Raw genomic sequence first — 17542 nt, 5'->3', positions numbered from 1 at the left:
TGGTTGTAAAGGGTTAAGTGGTTGTTTTGATTTTTTCTAACTTTGGGTGCAAAATTGCGAGAGTGGCGGAATTGGCAGACGCGCCAGACTTAGGATCTGGTACCTCGGTGTGTGGGTTCGACTCCCACCCCTCGCACGTCTTTAACATCTAACAACCGATAAGAAATCGATTTTCGGAGTTCATAATGACAGTTGAAATCAAAGAAACCAGCGCCACCAAGCGCACCCTCGAAATTACCATTCCGCAGGCCGACCTCAAGGCTCCCTTCGAAAAGAAGGTGAATCAGTACAAGAAGCAGGTTACCCTGAAGGGTTTCCGCCAGGGCCAGGTTCCCAAGGCTATGATCCTGAAGCAGTTCGGTGAATCCATCCGCCACGAAGTTGTGGATGAAACCATCAACAAGATCGTCCAGGATGAACTGAAGAAGGCAAACATCATTCCCGTTGGCCAGATGAAGGTTGTTGATTTCAAGGATGACAAGGAAAACGACATCGCACTTAAGGTGGAAGTCGAAATGGATCCGGTCATCGACATCAAGGGCTATGCTGACACCGGCATCACCGTTCCCGCCATTGCTGTAAGCCAGGAAGAAATCGACAACGAATACAACCGTCTCATGCAGATGTGGAGCAAGGACGAACACGTCGATCGCGAAGCAAAGTCTGGTGACGTTGTCGTTGGCAACTATGTTGAAGTCATCATCGACGGCGAAAAGCAGGATCTGCCGGAAAACAAGGAATTCCGTTCTCTCCTCGGCGAATCCGCTTCTCCGGGATTCGATGCAGGTCTCGTCGGTGCCAAGGCTGGCGAAGCTAAGGAAGTCAACTTCCAGTATCCGGAAGACCACAAGGACGAACGCTATCGCGGTAAGACCGCTCAGTTCAAGGTCGAAATTACCGACGTTCGCGAAATCGTTCCTCCCACCATGGACGAAGCCTTCTTTGAACAGGTTGGCGTCAAGGACGTTGAAGACCTGAAGAAGAACCTGGCCGAAGGTATCGAAAACCAGAAGAAGGACGCTGCCAAGAACAAGGCTATCAACGAAGCTATCGACAAGATTATCGAAGCTAACCCGTTCGAAGTTCCCGAAGCTCGCGTCTACGACCTGATCCGCTGGTCCATGAACCGTAACGCCCAGAGCGAAAAGGATGTTGTGGAACCCACCGAAGAACAGATCAAGGCTCTCTCTCCGGAAGCTGTCCGCGAAATCAAGAAGCACCGCATTCTGGACTTCGTCGCTACTGCTGAAAAGATCCGCCCGGCCCAGGCTGACGTCGACGCACGTCTCCAGGTCATGGCAAACGCATATCACGTGGACTTCGAATCCCTGAAGAACCACTTCCGTCAGTCCGGCCGCATCAACGGTCTCCGCGACGAACTCCGCGTCCAGATGGCCGCTGACTTCATCGTCGGTATCCGCCCCGCTGCCGAAGAAAACAAGTAAGAGGTAAACTCATAATGATCATTCCTACCGTCATCGAGACCACCGGACGCGGTGAACGCGCCTACGATATCTATTCCCGTCTTCTTAAGGAACGCATTATCTTTTTGGGAACTCCCATTAACGATGAAGTGGCCAACAATGTGATGGCCCAGCTGATCTTCCTTGAATACGAGAATCCGGAAAAGGATATCACGCTGTACATCAACAGCCCGGGTGGTTACGTGTCGGCAGGTTTGGCCATTTATGATACCATGCAGCATGTTCGTCCGAACATCGCTACAATCTGTATTGGTAGTTGCGCCTCTATGGCTGCTGTGCTGCTGGCTGCAGGAACCAAGGGCAAGCGTTATGCTCTCCCTCATTCCCGCATCATGCTGCATCAGCCTTCTGGCGCTGCCACCGGTCAGTCTACCGATATCCAGATCACTGCCAAGGAAATTGTCCGCACTAAGGATACTCTGGCAGAAATTGTCGCCAAGCATACTGGCAAGGCTATCGACGAAGTCCGCGAAAAGACCGACCGTGACTTCTACATGAGCCCTGAAGAAGCCAAGGCATTTGGCGTTATTGACGAAATTTTTGTGCCGCGTAAAGAGGGATTTTAATGTATCGTAGCGGGAAGAACCATCCGACGGTGAATTGCAGTTTTTGTGGCAAGCCGGCGGAACAAGTCGAGAAGATGATTACAGGCGCAGGCGTCCACATTTGTAGTGACTGCGTTTCCATGTGCCATCGTATTATCGAAGAGGATCGTACCCGCAGAGCGCAGGAAACCGCAACTGCTGAACTGACTGCAAAGCCTCTTCCGCATCCGTCCGAGATCAAGGCTCACCTGGATGAGTTTGTTATTGGTCAGGACCAGGCCAAGATGGCTTTGTCTGTAGCGGTCTACAACCATTACAAGCGTTTGCGTTACAAGGCTACGAATACCGACAAGAACGCTGTAGAAGTTGAAAAGTCCAACTTGCTTCTGGTGGGCCCCACCGGTTCCGGTAAGACTTTGCTGGCCCAGACGCTGGCCCGCTTCCTGGATGTTCCCTTTACCATTGCCGACGCTACCGTGCTGACTGAAGCTGGTTACGTGGGCGAAGATGTGGAAAACATCATCGTTCGCCTTTTGCAGGCTGCCGAATATGACGTGGCCAAGGCCGAACGTGGCATTATCTTTGTGGACGAAATCGATAAGATCGCCCGCAAGTCTGCCAATCCGTCTATTACCCGCGACGTGAGCGGTGAAGGCGTGCAGCAGGGGCTTCTGAAGATTCTCGAAGGTACCGTGGCTGCTGTTCTTCCTAAAGGTGGACGTAAGCATCCCGAGCAGGCCCTGGTGCAGGTGAATACCCGCAATATCCTGTTCATTTGCGGTGGCGCCTTTGAATCTCTGGACAAGATTATCGCCCGTCGCGTAAACAAGGGCGGCATGGGTTTCGGTGCCGATATCCGCAGCTCCGAAGAAAATACCCTCAGCGAATTGTTCAAGGTGATGGAACCTGATGACTTGATCAAGTTCGGTTTGATTCCTGAAATCGTTGGACGTTTGCCCATCGCTGTCGCTCTTGAAGAACTTGACGAAGCCGCATTGCTGAACATTCTGACTGAACCCAAGAACGCCTTGGTAAAGCAGTACAAGAAGTTGTTCGCAATGGACGACATCGAGCTGGACTTTGAACCGGAAGCCCTGAAGGAAATTGTCCGCGAAACTATCGTTCGAAAGACTGGTGCCCGCGGCCTCCGTTCCGTTATGGAAAAGACCTTGCAGCGTTACATGTTTACCATGCCGGGTTCTGGCGAGAGCAAGCTTGTAGTGACTGCCGAAATGGTCCGTCAGGCTTTGGACAATGTGGTTCCTGCTGACGAAACTGCGGCGGCTCCCAAACGTACTCGTAAGAAGTCCGTATAACTCTTCGATTAATGGGTTGCACTTGATTGTGTGCGGCCCATACCCTGTGGGACTTACCCGCAAGCCTATTTTTTGGATGGTCCTTCTTCGGAATGCGACCTCCATTTTTTTATTTTTGGATGACTCAGGATTTTCGTTTCGAATTCCTGCACTGGAGATTTTAATTTGGCCACTGATTTTTCTAGAACCTATCCGCTGCTCCCCCTTAGAGATGCTATCGTATTTCCGCTGACCACCCGCCGCATTTTGGTAGGCCGCGACATTTCGCTGAAGGCCCTGGAATACGCCGAGGCTCATGACAATGTGATTATCCTGGCCGCCCAGAAAAATATCGAGCTGGAAGAACTGGAAAATCCCATGCTGGACCTTTACTCGGTGGGCGTCATGGCCCGCGTGAGCAACGTGACTCCGTTCCCCAACGGTTGCGTGAAGGTGGTGCTGGAAGGCGAAGCTGTGGTGGACCTCCGTTCCATGAACATGGAACTTGGCTTTTTGCAGGTTACGGTTTCGGCCCATACTCCGGCGGTTCTGCTGACTGACAAGAGCTCCCGTTTCGAGAACGTTCTGGTGCAGTTCCGCGAATACGCCATGCATCGCAACATTACCGAAGGCATGGTGGATGCCCTGTTTACCATGGATAGCCATCTGAACGCCTTCTACGGTATGATTCCCTTCTTGCAGGTTTCCCTGTCTGAACGTCAGCGCCTTTTGGAAGTAGGTTCCATCGACGAGTTGGCCGACAACCTGATCGAGATTATGCAGGCTTCTGCCGTCAACGACACCTTGATGGTGAAGGTGCAGCAGAATGTGCGTCAGAAGATGGCCCAGCAGCAGAAGGAATGGTTTATTTCTGAACAGATCCGCCAGTTGCAAGATGAACTGGATGGCGAAAATGGCCAGTCCGAACCGGATCAGCTGCTGAAGAAGATTAAGGAAAAGAAGTTTGCGGAACCGATCCGCGAAAAGCTGGAAGAGGAAATCGGCCGCATGAAGCTGATGCAGCCCACTTCCCCGGAATATGCCGTCAGCCGCAATTACCTGGACTGGTTCCTGACCCTTCCGTACAACGTGTACACGGAAACCAGCCTGAACATGAAGAAGGTGAAGGCCGAACTGGATTCCAAGCATTTTGGTCTGGACAAGGTGAAGGACCGTATCATGGAATACATCGCGGTCCTGAAGCTTACCGGCACCGAACGCCGCGCCCCCATCCTCTGCCTTGTTGGCCCTCCGGGTGTCGGCAAGACCACCTTGGTGGAATCTATCGCCAAGGCCATGCAGCGCAATTTCGTCCGCATCACTTTGGGTGGCGTCCGTGACGAAGCTGAAATCCGCGGTCACCGTCGCACTTACATTGGCGCCATGCCGGGCCGCTTTATTCAGGCCCTGAAGCGCGCCAAGTGCATGAACCCCATTATCCTTCTGGACGAAATCGACAAGATGGCCAGCGACTTCCGCGGTGACCCCGCCAGCGCCATGCTTGAAGTTCTGGATCCGGAACAGAATCACGACTTTACCGACCACTTCATGGAAGTGGGCCTGGATCTTTCCCGCGTGCTGTTCATTGCGACTGCAAATAACGAAGGCGAAATTCCCGAACCCCTCCGCGACCGTATGGAAGTGGTGCGCCTGCCGGGTTACTTCCCCCACGAAAAGGAAAAGATTGCGGCCAACTACCTGGTGCCCCGCATCTGCGAACGCACCGGCGTTACCCTGGACAAGGACATCGCCTTTAACGAAGACGTGATCCGCCACGCCATTCGCGGCTGGACCCGTGAAGCCGGTGTCCGTGAACTGGAACGTGTGCTGGAACGCATCGTTCGCCATCGTGCCAAGGACATGGTGACGGGCAAGAAGTTCAAGGCCGAACTTTCCGAAAAGACTTTGCAGGAATATCTGGGAGCCGCCCGCTTCCTGGATAGCCAGCTCCCCGAATCCGGTCGCCCGGGCGTTATTACCGGCCTGGCCTGGACAAGCGTGGGTGGCGAAATCCTGCCTATCGAATGTACCTTGCTGCAGGGCAAGGGCGGCCTGCTGCTGACGGGTAAGCTGGGCGACGTGATGAAGGAATCTGCTCAGATTGCCCTCTCCCTGGTTCGCGAACGTCTGCAGAATTTCTGCATCGATCCTGACGTGGTGAAGAATACCGACATCCACATTCACGTGCCCGAAGGTGCCGTTCCCAAGGATGGCCCCTCTGCCGGTATTGCACTCACCTTGTGCCTGCTTTCTGCATTTACCCGCCACCCCGTGCCCACCGACATCGCCTTTACCGGCGAAGTGAGCCTCACTGGCGCCTGCCTCCCCATTGGCGGACTCAACGAAAAAGCCCTTGCCGCTCTGCAGGCTGGCGTAAAGACCTTGCGCCTCCCGGAACAGAACAAGAAGGACGTTGACGAACTTCCCGCTCCGGCAAAGAAGGGCCTGAAGATCTTTACCCACAAGCACATTGACGAAATTATCAAGATCCTCTTCAAGGGTGTCGATAAGAGCAAGTGCTTTAAGGTGGTGACGAAGGAAGGTTCCGCAGACGGTAAAAAGAACTAAGGGTCGGTTTCGTCCCTAGACTCTGGAAATTTCCGCACTGGACTTTAGACGGTCTGGTGCGGATTTTTTATTTCCCTTTTATAGTTAGCAATTCTATTTTGCGGACCTACATATATTACTTTATTTAAAAGAGCCGGTTGCATAATGAACGGCTGAAAGGCTGCTCCCTTGTTTCGGTATAGTGGCAAGTGTATATTTGGGCCATGAAGAATTTGAATCTCGTTGGCACGACCTGGATCGGGAACAGTTCCCTTTTGGACGAAGAACTTGTGGGCGTCTTTGCTTCGGACCGGAGCGATATTCTGATGCCTCGCCGGCGTGACCATTGGGCGGCTGATGCAGGTTTGGAAGGTTGCAAGGTGGTTGGCTCCTTCCGCAATCTAAGCGAAAGGAATATCCTGGAAATTCTTTTAAGGTATGGGGGACACGCCGTATGGATTGTAGACCGCAAACTTCCCACCATTTACAGTAGCACCTGTTGCCAGGCGTTTGCAGAAGGCCGTCTTTTGGTGGTTTCCTGTTTTTGGAACGATGAGAGTCTGTTCAGTACAAGGCAATATTGTGCCGACTTTGTGCAGCGCCTTGCCTCCCGATTGATACTGTGGGCTCCTTCAAGCGGAGGTCTGATGCAACGGGTGGCTTCCTGCGCGTACCGCAATGGAAAACTGGTAGAAGTCCACTGAAGCAGTTCAGTGTAAAAAGCTATCTTTGCTCCCATGCCTATCTTATCAGCACAGAACATTCTTTTGCGTCTTGGCGGAACCGCTCCGCTGTTGGATAACGTTTCCTTTGATGTTGAACCTGGCGACCGCATTTGCCTGGTGGGCCGCAATGGCGAAGGAAAGTCTACGCTTCTGAAGGTTCTCACTGGCGAGATGGAATACAACTCCGGCGATATCGTGAAGAAGACTGGCCTTCGGGTCAGCCGCATGATTCAGGAAATTCCCGCCCACATCGATGGTACCGTCCGCGACATTGTGATGGGGAAGGTGGCGGCAGGCAGTTCCGCCGGCTGGACGGGCGTGAAGGATGGTTCCGACGACGGTCATCATGATTCTGCAGCAGAGGCGATTCTTGGAAAGACGGGCATCGATGCGGACCTGCCTTACGATAGCTTGAGCGGTGGTCAGAAGCGACGTGTGCTTTTTGCCCGCGCCGTGGCCGAGGATCCGGATTTGCTTTTGCTGGACGAACCTACCAATCATCTGGACATTCCCGCCATCCAGTGGCTGGAAGGAATCGTGACCCGCCTGAATTGCGCTGTTATGTTTGTTAGCCATGACCGAGCTTTTGTCCGCCGCGTGGCTACCCGAATTTTTGAACTGGACCGCGGTCGCGTCCGCAGCTGGAATTTCCCCTACGACAAGTTCGTGCAGTTCCGCGATCAGGCCCTGGCCGAAGAAGAAAAGGCCAACGCCCTTTTTGACAAGCGCCTGGCCGAAGAAGAAGTCTGGATCCGCAAGGGCATCCAGGCCCGCCGTACCCGTAACGAGGGCCGCGTCCGCGCCTTGATCAAGATGCGTCAGGAACGTGCCGAACGCCGCGTGCGCACGGGTAACGTGAATATGCAGATTACGGAAGCGGAACGTTCCGGCCGTATGGTGGCCCGCCTCACCGACATCAGTTATGCCTATGCTGACGAAACGACGGGTGGTGTGCCGCAGCCGCTGATCAAGAATTTTTCTACCGAAGTTTCCCGCGGTGACCGCATCGGCATTGTAGGCCCCAACGGTAGCGGCAAAACCACTCTCCTGAAGTTGATCCTGGGCGAGTTGCAGCCGGACCAGGGCGAAGTTCGCCTGGGCAGCAATCTTGAAATCGCCTACTTCGACCAGATGCGTACCCGCCTCCGCGAAGACAAGAGTCTTATCGAAAACATTGGCGATGGTCAGGCCTACATTACCTTGAACGGCGTCAAGCGCCATGTGCTCAGCTACCTGCAGGACTTCCTCTTTAGCGCGGATCGTGCCCGCGGTCCCATTAGCGCCTTGAGCGGTGGTGAACGTAATCGCTTGCTTTTGGCCTGCCTCTTTAGCCACCCCAGCAATGTGCTGGTTCTTGACGAACCTACCAACGACCTGGATATGGAAACCTTGGACCTGCTGGCGGAACTTCTGGCGGAGTACAAGGGAACTGTCCTTACCGTGAGCCATGACCGCGCCTTTTTGGACTCCGTGGCCACAGGCATTTTGGCCATCGAAGAAGACGGAAACATTTTCGAGGCCGTGGGCGGTTACAGCGATTACGAAGCTAACAAGAAAATCCGTGATAAGGAAGCCGCAGCGGCTGCCCGCGTCGCCGCCGAGAAGGAAGCTTCTCGCAGCTCCGCAGCCAGTAACGCAAACGGTGGGGAAGGCGTGAGCTCCGCTCCCGCCAAGAAGAAAAAGCGCAGCTATAACGAGGAACGTGAATACAACGCCCTCCCCGAAAAAATCGAGAAGCTGGAAGCCGAAATCGCGGAACGCCAGGAAGAACTGTGCAAGCCCGAGGTCTGTACCAACGCCGCCCGCATCGTGGAACTCCAGAAGGAAATCACGGAACGGGAATCCGCCCTGGAAAAAGCCTACGAACGCTACGAGGAACTGGACGCGCTGGGATAGGCGGCAGGTTTCAGGCAATAGCCGCGAGCAATGAGCCGTGAGCAATGAGTTGTGAGCAATGAGCCGTGAGGTCGGCCTGCGGCCTTTTAGGTATTGGGTCGCACCTGCGGTGCTTTTAGGCGCTTAGAAATGAATGAGCAATTTCGTTGCTTTTATAACCGGCGCGAAAATTAGTTACGAATTAAAAAGCCAGGCTCCTCCTGCGCGATTATCAGCCTGAAAGGAGCCGCAGGCTCCGCCCTCATCCCTGCACTGAAACTTTTCGTTCCGGTATTAAATTCCCTTTTTTTCATTAAAAATTAGCGGTACCCTTATGACGGGATACCATTTTTTTAGATGTGAAAAATGTTTAACCTTTTGACTATCATAAGTATTTTGAGTTTTGTAATCTTTTTATTATAATTATATGACGTATAGGATTTTGGAAAGAGAGGTCATTTATGATCAAGAAGATTGGAATTTTGACGGCAGGTCTTTTGGCTGGTTATGCCGCCGCAGCAACTGCTGTCGTTTTTTCGGATGAAGATGGCGTTACTGCCGATAAGCCCTACGCCCAGAGCTACATCTACGATTATGGTTCCGGTGCATCCATTGACACAACGAATGTGAATGGTGCCCGTGTTCTGGACTTTACTGCACCCACGACTACCGATGGCAAGTCCGGTGCCGGTTTCGGTTTTAGCTGGGTCATTGACGCAAGCTACAAGCCCAAGGTGACTTCAATTGCGACTTATAAGGGTGTTTGCCTGGCTTATGAGGCTGACGCTCCCTTCCGTGTAGATTTCAAGCAGTCTACCATTACCGATGACAACTATTACGGCATGGAAATGGCTGCCACCAAGGGTTCTTTAAAAAGGTCCTACATCGCATTCTCTGCCCTTACCCAGAGCTGGAAGTCTACCAAGACCGTAGCCTGGAATTCCGGATCTCAGCTGGGCGTTCAGTTCAGCTTCAAGGACTCCCACGCCAAGGCTGCCAAGAGTGGTTCTAACACGGTCACCCTGCATAGTTTTACCTTGGGGGATGAATGCGTCACTGCCGCTCCTAACGTAACCGAAGGTTTTGCTGGCTATAACGGCGGTTCCATCGACCTTGCCGAAGGCGCCGTTCATACCATGAATATGGCCGAGGTTTTTGAAGATGCCGACGGAGACGATCTGACCATTACCGTGAAGATCGTAAGCGAAAACAATTCTGTCAAGCTGGTGGATTCTACCAAGTACGACCAGAATAGCATCATCAAGTTCACGACCACCCCGAATCCCGATGGTCCCGCCAAGGTAACTCTGACCGCAACGGATCCCACCAAGAAGACCGCCACCTTCTCCTTCACCATCAATACCGAAGATACGGAAAACCTGCCGGTGGCCCAGAACATGGAATTCGAGGTCAAGGAAGATTCCTCTTACAAGAGCACTCTCCTCGTGAACAACCTGACCAAGATTTGCTCCGATGCCGATGGCGATGCTGTTGAATGGGTGCAGCTCAGTGAACCCGAACATGGTGAACTGAAGATTGCTGCCCTGACTGGCATATTCACATATACTCCCGCAGCAAATTTCTATGGTAAGGATTCCTTCACCTACAAGTGCGTCGAAAAGAATAACACCGACAGGGAAAGTGAAATTGGCGTTGCAACTATTACCGTAACAAACGTGAATGATGCTCCGGTGGTTAAGATCCTGACCAAGACTTTCTTGAATGAAGATGGTGATGAAAAATCCTTTGGCGATACCCTGGTAGTCGATGAAGATTTCGATGACTTTGTCCTGGTGTTCCCCAAGGAAAACATTTCTATTACGGATGTAGATGGCGATGACGATTATACTGTTACTGGAAAGGCAAGTGGTGTCGTTACCGTGAGCGTCTCTGCAACAGACGATAATTATCTGATTGATGTGTCGGCGATTAAGGATGCCAACGGTGTTGCCAAGGTTAGCCTCGTGGTTACCGACCCTGCTATTTCTATTCCCAATGTGATGTTCTATGTAAAGGTAAATCCTGTTGCCGATGCTCCCATTGCCAAGGGTGATACCTATGAAGTTCTGCAGGGCAAGAACGAAATTACTGCCAAGAAGGGTGTCCTTGCCAATGATGAGGATCCCGATGGTGATTCTATCTTGATTGCCGTTCTGGATGTTGAACCTTCCGAAGGTACTGTGGTCCTTGCCGAGGACGGCTCCTTCGTCTACACCACCACCGATGAAGATTACGAAGGTCCGGATGCTTTTGCCTATCACATTGAAAACTCCGCAGGTCTTAAGTCCGAAATGGCTGTTGTCATGCTGGATGTGAAGTATAGGAACAAGTCTCCCATTATGACTGTTGACGCCATTGACACCACAGTGATGGAAGATGCTGCAGCTATTGTCTATAAGAAGGCTATTGTGACTTCCTGGGCAACGGATGTTGAAAAGGAAGCTTTGACTTACAGCTTTGAAAGCAAAGATGGCAAGACTCTGGTGAGCTACACTTCTGGCATTTTGACTATTACGCCGGTTCGCAATGCCTTCGGTGAAGCTATTGTGGTCGGTACTGTTACCGATGGTAAGAGCACTCCTACTGAATTTAACATCACTGTCAATATCACTCCTGTAGATGATGCTCCGGTGGTTATTTGGAGAGGTACAGCTACAATTGATGGCAAGAAGTTTGTTGGTGAAGTTCCCATGGATTCCATCTTCACTGACGTTGATGGTGATGAACTGGGTTACATCATCGGAAGCCATTCGAAGCAGCTGGATGTTGAAATTGTGGATGGCGTCCTGAAGGTTTCCTTGGCATCCGATACAGTTGAACTGTTCAAGGATGTGGCTTACCGCGTATCCCTTTCCGCTTACGATGCCAACGACACTACTAAGACTGTAGGCGTTGTGTTCTACCTGGAAGGTTCTTCTACTACGGGTATTACTCCCGTGGTGGCTTCTGCCAAGTTGAACTGGCAGGGGGCTATTCAGGCTAATCGCGGTACCGTCTCCATGATGGATATGCAGGGCCGCGTCATGTGGACCCGCCGTCTGCCGGTAAGCGAATCTGAAGTTCGTGCCGCTGCAGCAACGGTTCAGGGCCGCAAGATCCTGAAGGTAAATCAGCAGACCTGGACCATCAAGTAGTTTTTCCTTGTAGGCGGCGTGATGCCGCTCGCCGTGAGGTTCGCTCGCAAGCCTCGCTAGAGGCTTGAGGTCGCGACTTCGTCGCTAGAGGTTAAATTCACTCGGCTTCGCCGAAATACAAAAAAGACTCCCGTGAGGGAGTCTCTTTTTTTTGTGTCGTCAGACACCATTATTTTACCAGAAAGCGAGCTGCGCTTGCGCCCCCAACTACCTAAAAGGGAGCGCGAAGCGCTACCGACCTGATTACTTCACCAGTTCGCACTTCGTGCGCTTGGCTAAAGCTCGGTCATAGCAAGTGTAAAACACTTGCTGCGACTCTCGCTACTTTACCAAGTCTTCGGTATCGAGGGCGATGAGCAGTTCTTCGTTGGTTGCCACCACCATTGCCTTGGGGGTGCCTTCCTTGTTGATCATGTGGCCAGATTCCTTGCCAGCCTTGTTGTTGCGGTCTTCGTCGATCTGGTAACCGAGAAGGGCAAGGTTTTCCATGACGGTCTTGCGGACCAGCATGCTGTTTTCGCCGATGCCGCCGGTGAATACCAGGGCGTCGATGCGGGGGAGGGCCATGGCGATGCCGCCGATTTCACGAGCCAGCTTGTAGCAGAAGGTTTCCAGAGCGATCTGTGCGCCAACGTGACCTTCGCTTGCAGCCTGGGTCAGGGTGCGCATGTCGTTGCTCAAACCGGAGAGGCCAAGCAGGCCGGATTCCTTATTCACCATCTTGTCGAGACGGTCGATGTCATAGCCGTACTTCTTGCTGATGTAGAAGAGGATAGCCGGGTCGATGGAACCGGAACGAGTACCCATGATGAGGCCGTCCAGCGGAGTGAAACCCATGGTGGTGTCGGCGCACTTGCCGTTGAGAATGGCGGAGCAGCTGGAACCGTTACCGAGATGTGCGGTAATGAAGCAGCATTCTTCCGGCTTCTTTCCGAGAATGGCGGCAGCTTCTGCAGTTACGAAACGGTGGCTGGTACCATGGAAACCGTAACGGCGGATAGCGTCGGATTCGTAGAACTTGTAGGGGATGCCGTAGAGGAAAGCCTTCCTCGGCATGGTCTGATGGAAGGCGGTGTCGAATACGGCCACCTGCTTGTCCTTCAGGTTCGGGAAGAACTTCATGGCGCATTCCATACCGGTGGCGTGTGCAGGTTCATGCAACGGTGCGAACAGGACGATGCTGCGGATGTAGTCGATGACGTCCTGGGTCACCTTTTCGGACTTGATGTACTTACCGCCGTGCACCACGCGATGGCCGATGGCTTCGATGGTGTCGGTGAGCTTCTGCTCGTCCAGGAATTTCTTCACCTGGTCCACAGCTTCGGCGTGGGTGGGGCAGTCAAAGTTGAAATCAATCTTGCCATCCGGGCCCTTTGCCTTGGTGTGGCCGTTAACGCCGATGTTTTCCACAAGGCCGCTGGCGATGGATTCTTTGGTCTTGGTGTCGATGACAGCGAACTTCACAGAAGAACTGCCGCAATTAAGAACGAGTACACGCATTTTTTACCTCTATCTTGGTCAAATATTCTTCGAAGTAGGAAGTGGGCAAGGCGGTTGGCTTCGGCTGCGCCGAAAGTACTCGTGTTGGGCAGGTCCTGCTTCAACGTTAATATGTTAAAAGTAGGAAATTGAATCAGAAAAAATTTTTAAATTTGGCGCAATGTTTAAGAGAATCCAAAAATTTGACGAAGGCGTATCACTCTATTGGTATTGGAACAATAGGCATTTTTCCGAAAAGACCAAGAGGTTTCTTCGCTCTTACGTACGCCTGGGTGATGGCTACGTCTGGATTCTTTTTGCCATTGTGCTTTTTATCCATATCGGTTGGCGAGCCTTTATTCCTGTAGCTATGGAAGCTGCCATTGTTACGGGCATTTCCCTGGGACTCTACGAACTGATCAAGCTTACGGTGAAGCGTCCCCGCCCCTTCGTGGTTCTTGATTCTATCAAGCCCCAGGTGCCTCCCATGGACGAATACAGCTTCCCCAGCGGTCATACCATGAACAACTTCGCTGTTGCCATGACTATGACTGCCGCCATGCCCTACTATGGCTGGGTGATGCTTCTGTTCCCCATGAGCTGGGGTCTTCTGCGAGTGTACTTTGGCGTTCACTGGTTTACCGACATCATTTGCGGCTTCTTGCTGGGTGTCGTCTGCTTTGGTCTGACTCACGGCATCTGGTATTTCCTGTCGCCGGTTCTTGCTGACTTGCTTCCCATGTTGACTTTCTAATGTCATCGATGATTGAATTTGTTAGTGCCGCAGATTTTTTTAAGACTGTTGGAAATGACGAACGTGTGTACTTCCTGGTTCGTCACGGTGAGCGGGACCATATAAAACCTAACGACCCTGATCATGGCGCCTTTGTCGGTTTGACGGACCGTGGTCGCGAACAAGCCCTTAAACTAGGCAAGGCCATTGCCGCTTCCTGCACCAGCGGAGTTTCTGCCGATTGCATGTTCTTTAGCAGTCCCGTAGGCCGTTGTATGCAGACCGCCGAATATATCGGCCTTGGTCTTGGGATAGATGCTCCCGATGTAATGCCGCAGCAACCCCTTGCGGAATTCTTTGTGAAGAATTACGATGCCTACATGGAAACTCACGTGACTGGATTTTACCAGGGGATTTGTCGTTGGTTGGATGGAACTGCCGCCGATTCCCGCTATGTGGACCCGGCTTATTTCCCCTTGGCAGCCCGCTCCCAGGAGATGGTCCAGTTCATGCTTTCTCACGGGAAGGCCCCTATCAATATCTTCTGTTCCCATGATGCCTGGATCGTACCCTGCCTGAATCATTTTTGCGGATTGCAATTCTCTCCCAGCCGCTGGATGAACTTCCTGACGGGTTTGGCCGTGGTCATCGGTAAGGACCAGGGATCCGGGGATGTTGGTGCCGTGAGACGATTTGTCCCCGTGACCGGCCTTGATACGGGTTGGATGCTTTTTTAGACGTTTCATTGTAAACTTTTTTAAATTTCTTCAAATAAAGTCTGCCTTTTTTGATTACATTCACTACCATGAGTGTTTCGAAAAACGCATATCGTCGAATTATCGTGCTTGGGTCGGGCTTCAGTAAGTCCTTTTGCCCCCAGATGCCGACCCTTCGGGACCTGAATAATCTGGTTCCTGCAGGGATTCCCGACGAATTCCCTCATTTTCGCGATTATTGCAGGAAGTTTCTGGATTTGTGCAATGGTTGCAAGGATTATCTGGATATCGAGACCTTGGCCACGTCCATTCTGTCTGCCCAGATTTTCCCGGGGGAGCGGGAGCGCCTGTATCATGCGTCCCTGCGTTTTGAACTGCTTCGCTTTATTGCCAATGCTATCAGTCGCGAAGAATCGCTGGATGCCAGTTCGGCGAAGGTCTTGCGGACGTTCCTCAGACGTTGCGTCAACTGTTCTGGCGCCGGTGCCCGCGATACATTGCTTCTCAGTTTCAACTACGATACCCTGATTGAAAAGGCAATCTATTCCGACGAAGAACTGTCCTGGCAGGTGGCCGTAGATTATGGTGTCCGTATTGAGCCGGCTGACCGTACTGCCCGACGCGCCAACACCGGCCGTACCGTCGACTTGATCAAACTCCACGGTTCCCTGAACTGGTATGCCCTCAAGGGGGTGACCGACACGCTGGATCTCAATAGTGTGTGCCAGGTGGAGCCGGGGGATCGCAGTTTTCCCATCTATTGCGAAGATACGCCCATCTATATTCCCATGGCCCACGCCAAGGAAAGCTTCTTGCGCGGAAGTCTCTTTAACTTGCTCTGGAGCAAGGCCGATTACTACCTGAAGCAGGCGGAGGATATTTTCTTCGTGGGTTACGGTTTCCCCAAGAGCGACATTAACAATTTGGAATTTTTATTGCGGCACCGCGAACGGTTCAAGCGCGTGATTGTTTATGAACAGCAGGGGCATCCAGACCTGGAACGTCTGCAGTCGCTGTTAGGAAAGAAGATGGTGATCTGCGAAGATGCCAAGGCCTTCCTGTCTAAGCTGTGTTAAATAGAATCAGCAGTTGTTGTAATTAGCAACAACGGAAACGCCTAAAAAATAGTCCATGTTGGACTAGAAAAATGTATTTATAGATTCAGAGAGTTATGCCTTTTTAGGCGGAGATGTGTTATGAATCTATCAAGGAAATATTTTGTTGCTGCAACTGTGATCGGCAGCCTTTTTGCTTCTGTACAGGCTCAGGAAATTGCAACCTGGGCAGGTTTCCGTCAGGGTGCGGCAAGCTTTACTTTTGATGATGGTGCTCCCAGTCATGTGACTGACGCCGCCCCGGTATTTGACAAGTACGGCTATAAGGGTACTTTTAACCTTGTGACGACTTGGAATCCTAACTGGAGTGGCTTCCAGGGTATGGCTGATAATGGCCACGAAATTGCAAGCCATAGCGATAATCATGGAAACCCCATGCCTGATAACGAATCGGCTTCCTCAAGAAATACCATCAATGGCAAGATTTCCCAGAATTATGGCGTTGTCACGTTGGCTTATCCTAACTGTAAGTCCCCCAGTGCATCCTCTGTGAGCCAGAACTACGTTGTTGGCCGTATCTGTAATGGTTCCTGGCAGGGTGTGCCCGATATCTCGGGCAAGGACGGTCCCAGCGACTGGACCAAGGTTCCCGCCACCATGACTGGCTCCGAGGGAGACATCAAGAGCACTAATGACTTTACTGGCCAAATGCAAAAGGCTATCCAGCAGGGTGGCTGGGTTTCGTTCCTGACTCACGGTTTCCAGGGCAAGAGCAATGGTTACGCTACCTATTCTCCCACGGACCTTAGCGCCATCGACGGCGCTCTCAGTTGGGCAAAGCAGAACGATTCCAAGATCTGGGTTGCTCCCATGGGACATGTTGCCATGTACATCAAGGAACGCAAGGCTGCGAAGATTACTGAAAAGTCTTCTTCCGCCACCAGCATGAGCTATACCCTTACCCATAGCATCGCCGACAACATTTCCAAGTACAACTATCCTTTGTCCATTCGCGTCAAGAGCAGCTGGACCAAGGTTTCCGCAACCCAGGATGGCAAGGCCATCGAAGCCTCCATCAAGGATGGCTACATCTACTTTGATGCTGTTCCCAATGGTGGCGACATTGTGCTCTCTTCTGATGGCGCCGCTGTGGTGGACCCGGGTTCCAGCACTTCTACTGAACCTTCTTCCAGTGCTTCTGCCGAAGGCAATCCCTTTAAGGGCGCTATCGAAATTCCGGGTACTGTGGAAGCAGAAAATTACGACGTGAATGCCTATTCCCACAGCCAGGCCAAAAATGATGGAACCGCTTATCGTACAGATGATGCTGGCGTCGTTGTGGCCGGTGCAGGCTATGCCGCTGGTTATACCACTGCTGGCGACTACTACGAATACACCATCGATGTGAAGGCTGCTGGCAAGTACAAGGTGACCGTGAATGGCGCTACTGGTAATGGTGCCGATGGTTCTGTAACTGTTTCTGTGGGTACCGCCACTCTGGATGCCGCAATCAAGAACATGGGTGACTGGAATACTTATACCGAAGTCGAAGCGGGTGAATTGGAACTGGCTGCCGGAAAGCAGATTCTGCGCCTGACCATCAATGACAACAATTTGAATGTGGACTGGATCAAGTTTGAAGGCAATGGTGAACTGGTCAAGATTGCCAACACTATCCTGATGGATGCAGGCGCAGGATTGATCAAGTGCCAGATTTTCGATATGAACGGTCAGCTGGTCAAGTCTGCAAACGTCTTTGCCGGTTCCGCTCAGGAAGCATGGAAGGGCATTAACGGAACGCTGCGCAATGGCGCCTATGTTATGCGCTACGGTGTTGCTGGTAAGGCTACCCAGACCATTCGCGTCCGCAAGTAATTAAATCTCTCTCTTATTCTCCTAAAAACCGCCTCTTTGCAGATTATTCTGCAGAGAGGCATTTTTGTTTGAAATAATT

12 protein-coding genes and 1 tRNA gene are annotated in these 17542 nt (G+C 52.0%); 12 read left to right on the top strand and 1 reads right to left on the bottom strand.

What is annotated here, in order from left to right; translation table 11 throughout:
* Positions 1–56: 56 nt before the first annotated feature.
* From MMG03_RS09410 to MMG03_RS09375, 8 genes are all read left to right on the top strand, one after another.
* A tRNA-Leu gene (locus tag MMG03_RS09410) sits at positions 57–136 on the top strand.
* A 49-nt stretch (positions 137–185) separates the two neighbouring features.
* Entirely contained in the window at positions 186–1445 is a 1260-nt protein-coding gene (tig, locus tag MMG03_RS09405; protein WP_073159124.1) for a trigger factor, read from the top strand.
* A gap of 14 nt (positions 1446–1459) precedes the next feature.
* Positions 1460–2050 carry an ATP-dependent Clp protease proteolytic subunit gene (locus tag MMG03_RS09400; protein WP_073159122.1) on the top strand — a complete coding sequence of 197 codons (591 nt, stop codon included), beginning with the start codon at positions 1460–1462 and terminating at the stop codon, positions 2048–2050.
* Entirely contained in the window at positions 2050–3345 is a 1296-nt protein-coding gene (gene clpX, locus MMG03_RS09395; RefSeq protein WP_249506159.1) for an ATP-dependent Clp protease ATP-binding subunit ClpX, read from the top strand. Before MMG03_RS09400 ends, clpX begins: the two co-directional genes overlap by 1 nt.
* A 165-nt stretch (positions 3346–3510) precedes the next feature.
* A complete protein-coding gene (lon, locus tag MMG03_RS09390; protein ID WP_249506158.1) occupies positions 3511–5892 on the top strand; it encodes an endopeptidase La in 2382 nt (793 codons plus the stop codon).
* Positions 5893–6095: 203 nt separating this feature from the next.
* Positions 6096–6575, top strand: a complete 480-nt coding sequence (locus MMG03_RS09385) for a hypothetical protein (protein WP_101480032.1) — start codon at positions 6096–6098, stop codon at positions 6573–6575.
* A gap of 33 nt (positions 6576–6608) precedes the next feature.
* Positions 6609–8492, top strand: a complete 1884-nt coding sequence (locus MMG03_RS09380; protein WP_249506157.1) for an ATP-binding cassette domain-containing protein — start codon at positions 6609–6611, stop codon at positions 8490–8492.
* Positions 8493–8932: 440 nt separating this feature from the next.
* A complete protein-coding gene (locus tag MMG03_RS09375) occupies positions 8933–11605 on the top strand; it encodes a tandem-95 repeat protein (protein ID WP_249506156.1) in 2673 nt (890 codons plus the stop codon).
* Between the two features lie 321 nt (positions 11606–11926).
* Here MMG03_RS09375 and MMG03_RS09370 read toward each other — a convergent pair whose 3' ends face one another.
* Entirely contained in the window at positions 11927–13105 is a 1179-nt protein-coding gene (locus MMG03_RS09370; protein WP_249506155.1) for an acetate/propionate family kinase, read from the bottom strand.
* 160 nt (positions 13106–13265) lie between these two features.
* Here MMG03_RS09370 and MMG03_RS09365 point away from each other — a divergent pair, with 160 nt between their 5' ends.
* From MMG03_RS09365 to MMG03_RS09350, 4 genes are all read left to right on the top strand, one after another.
* A complete protein-coding gene (locus tag MMG03_RS09365; RefSeq protein ID WP_073159108.1) occupies positions 13266–13838 on the top strand; it encodes a phosphatase PAP2 family protein in 573 nt (190 codons plus the stop codon).
* Between the two features lie 8 nt (positions 13839–13846).
* Entirely contained in the window at positions 13847–14554 is a 708-nt protein-coding gene (locus MMG03_RS09360; protein WP_249506154.1) for a histidine phosphatase family protein, read from the top strand.
* 68 nt (positions 14555–14622) lie between these two features.
* On the top strand, positions 14623–15609 hold the full coding sequence (locus MMG03_RS09355; protein ID WP_073159105.1) for an SIR2 family protein: 987 nt from the start codon (positions 14623–14625) through the stop codon (positions 15607–15609).
* A gap of 120 nt (positions 15610–15729) precedes the next feature.
* A complete protein-coding gene (locus MMG03_RS09350) occupies positions 15730–17463 on the top strand; it encodes a carbohydrate-binding protein (protein WP_158535434.1) in 1734 nt (577 codons plus the stop codon).
* Positions 17464–17542: the final 79 nt, after the last annotated feature.

This window comes from Fibrobacter sp. HC4, from assembly GCF_023373925.1.
Classification (GTDB): domain Bacteria; phylum Fibrobacterota; class Fibrobacteria; order Fibrobacterales; family Fibrobacteraceae; genus Fibrobacter.
Note: the sequence above shows the minus strand (reverse complement) of the source record. Positions and strands in the feature narration are given on the sequence as shown.

What these genes read in the sequence shown, in the direction of transcription:
- tig (WP_073159124.1), top strand. Translation starts at nt 186, where the DNA reads ATGACAGTTGAAATCAAAGAAACCAGCGCCACCAAGCGCACCCTCGAA.
- MMG03_RS09400 (WP_073159122.1), top strand. Translation starts at nt 1,460, where the DNA reads ATGATCATTCCTACCGTCATCGAGACCACCGGACGCGGTGAACGCGCC.
- clpX (WP_249506159.1), top strand. Translation starts at nt 2,050, where the DNA reads ATGTATCGTAGCGGGAAGAACCATCCGACGGTGAATTGCAGTTTTTGT.
- MMG03_RS09385 (WP_101480032.1), top strand. Translation starts at nt 6,096, where the DNA reads ATGAAGAATTTGAATCTCGTTGGCACGACCTGGATCGGGAACAGTTCC.
- MMG03_RS09380 (WP_249506157.1), top strand. Translation starts at nt 6,609, where the DNA reads ATGCCTATCTTATCAGCACAGAACATTCTTTTGCGTCTTGGCGGAACC.
- MMG03_RS09375 (WP_249506156.1), top strand. Translation starts at nt 8,933, where the DNA reads ATGATCAAGAAGATTGGAATTTTGACGGCAGGTCTTTTGGCTGGTTAT.
- MMG03_RS09370 (WP_249506155.1), bottom strand. Translation starts at nt 13,105, where the DNA reads ATGCGTGTACTCGTTCTTAATTGCGGCAGTTCTTCTGTGAAGTTCGCT.
- MMG03_RS09365 (WP_073159108.1), top strand. Translation starts at nt 13,266, where the DNA reads ATGTTTAAGAGAATCCAAAAATTTGACGAAGGCGTATCACTCTATTGG.
- MMG03_RS09360 (WP_249506154.1), top strand. Translation starts at nt 13,847, where the DNA reads ATGATTGAATTTGTTAGTGCCGCAGATTTTTTTAAGACTGTTGGAAAT.
- MMG03_RS09355 (WP_073159105.1), top strand. Translation starts at nt 14,623, where the DNA reads ATGAGTGTTTCGAAAAACGCATATCGTCGAATTATCGTGCTTGGGTCG.
- MMG03_RS09350 (WP_158535434.1), top strand. Translation starts at nt 15,730, where the DNA reads ATGAATCTATCAAGGAAATATTTTGTTGCTGCAACTGTGATCGGCAGC.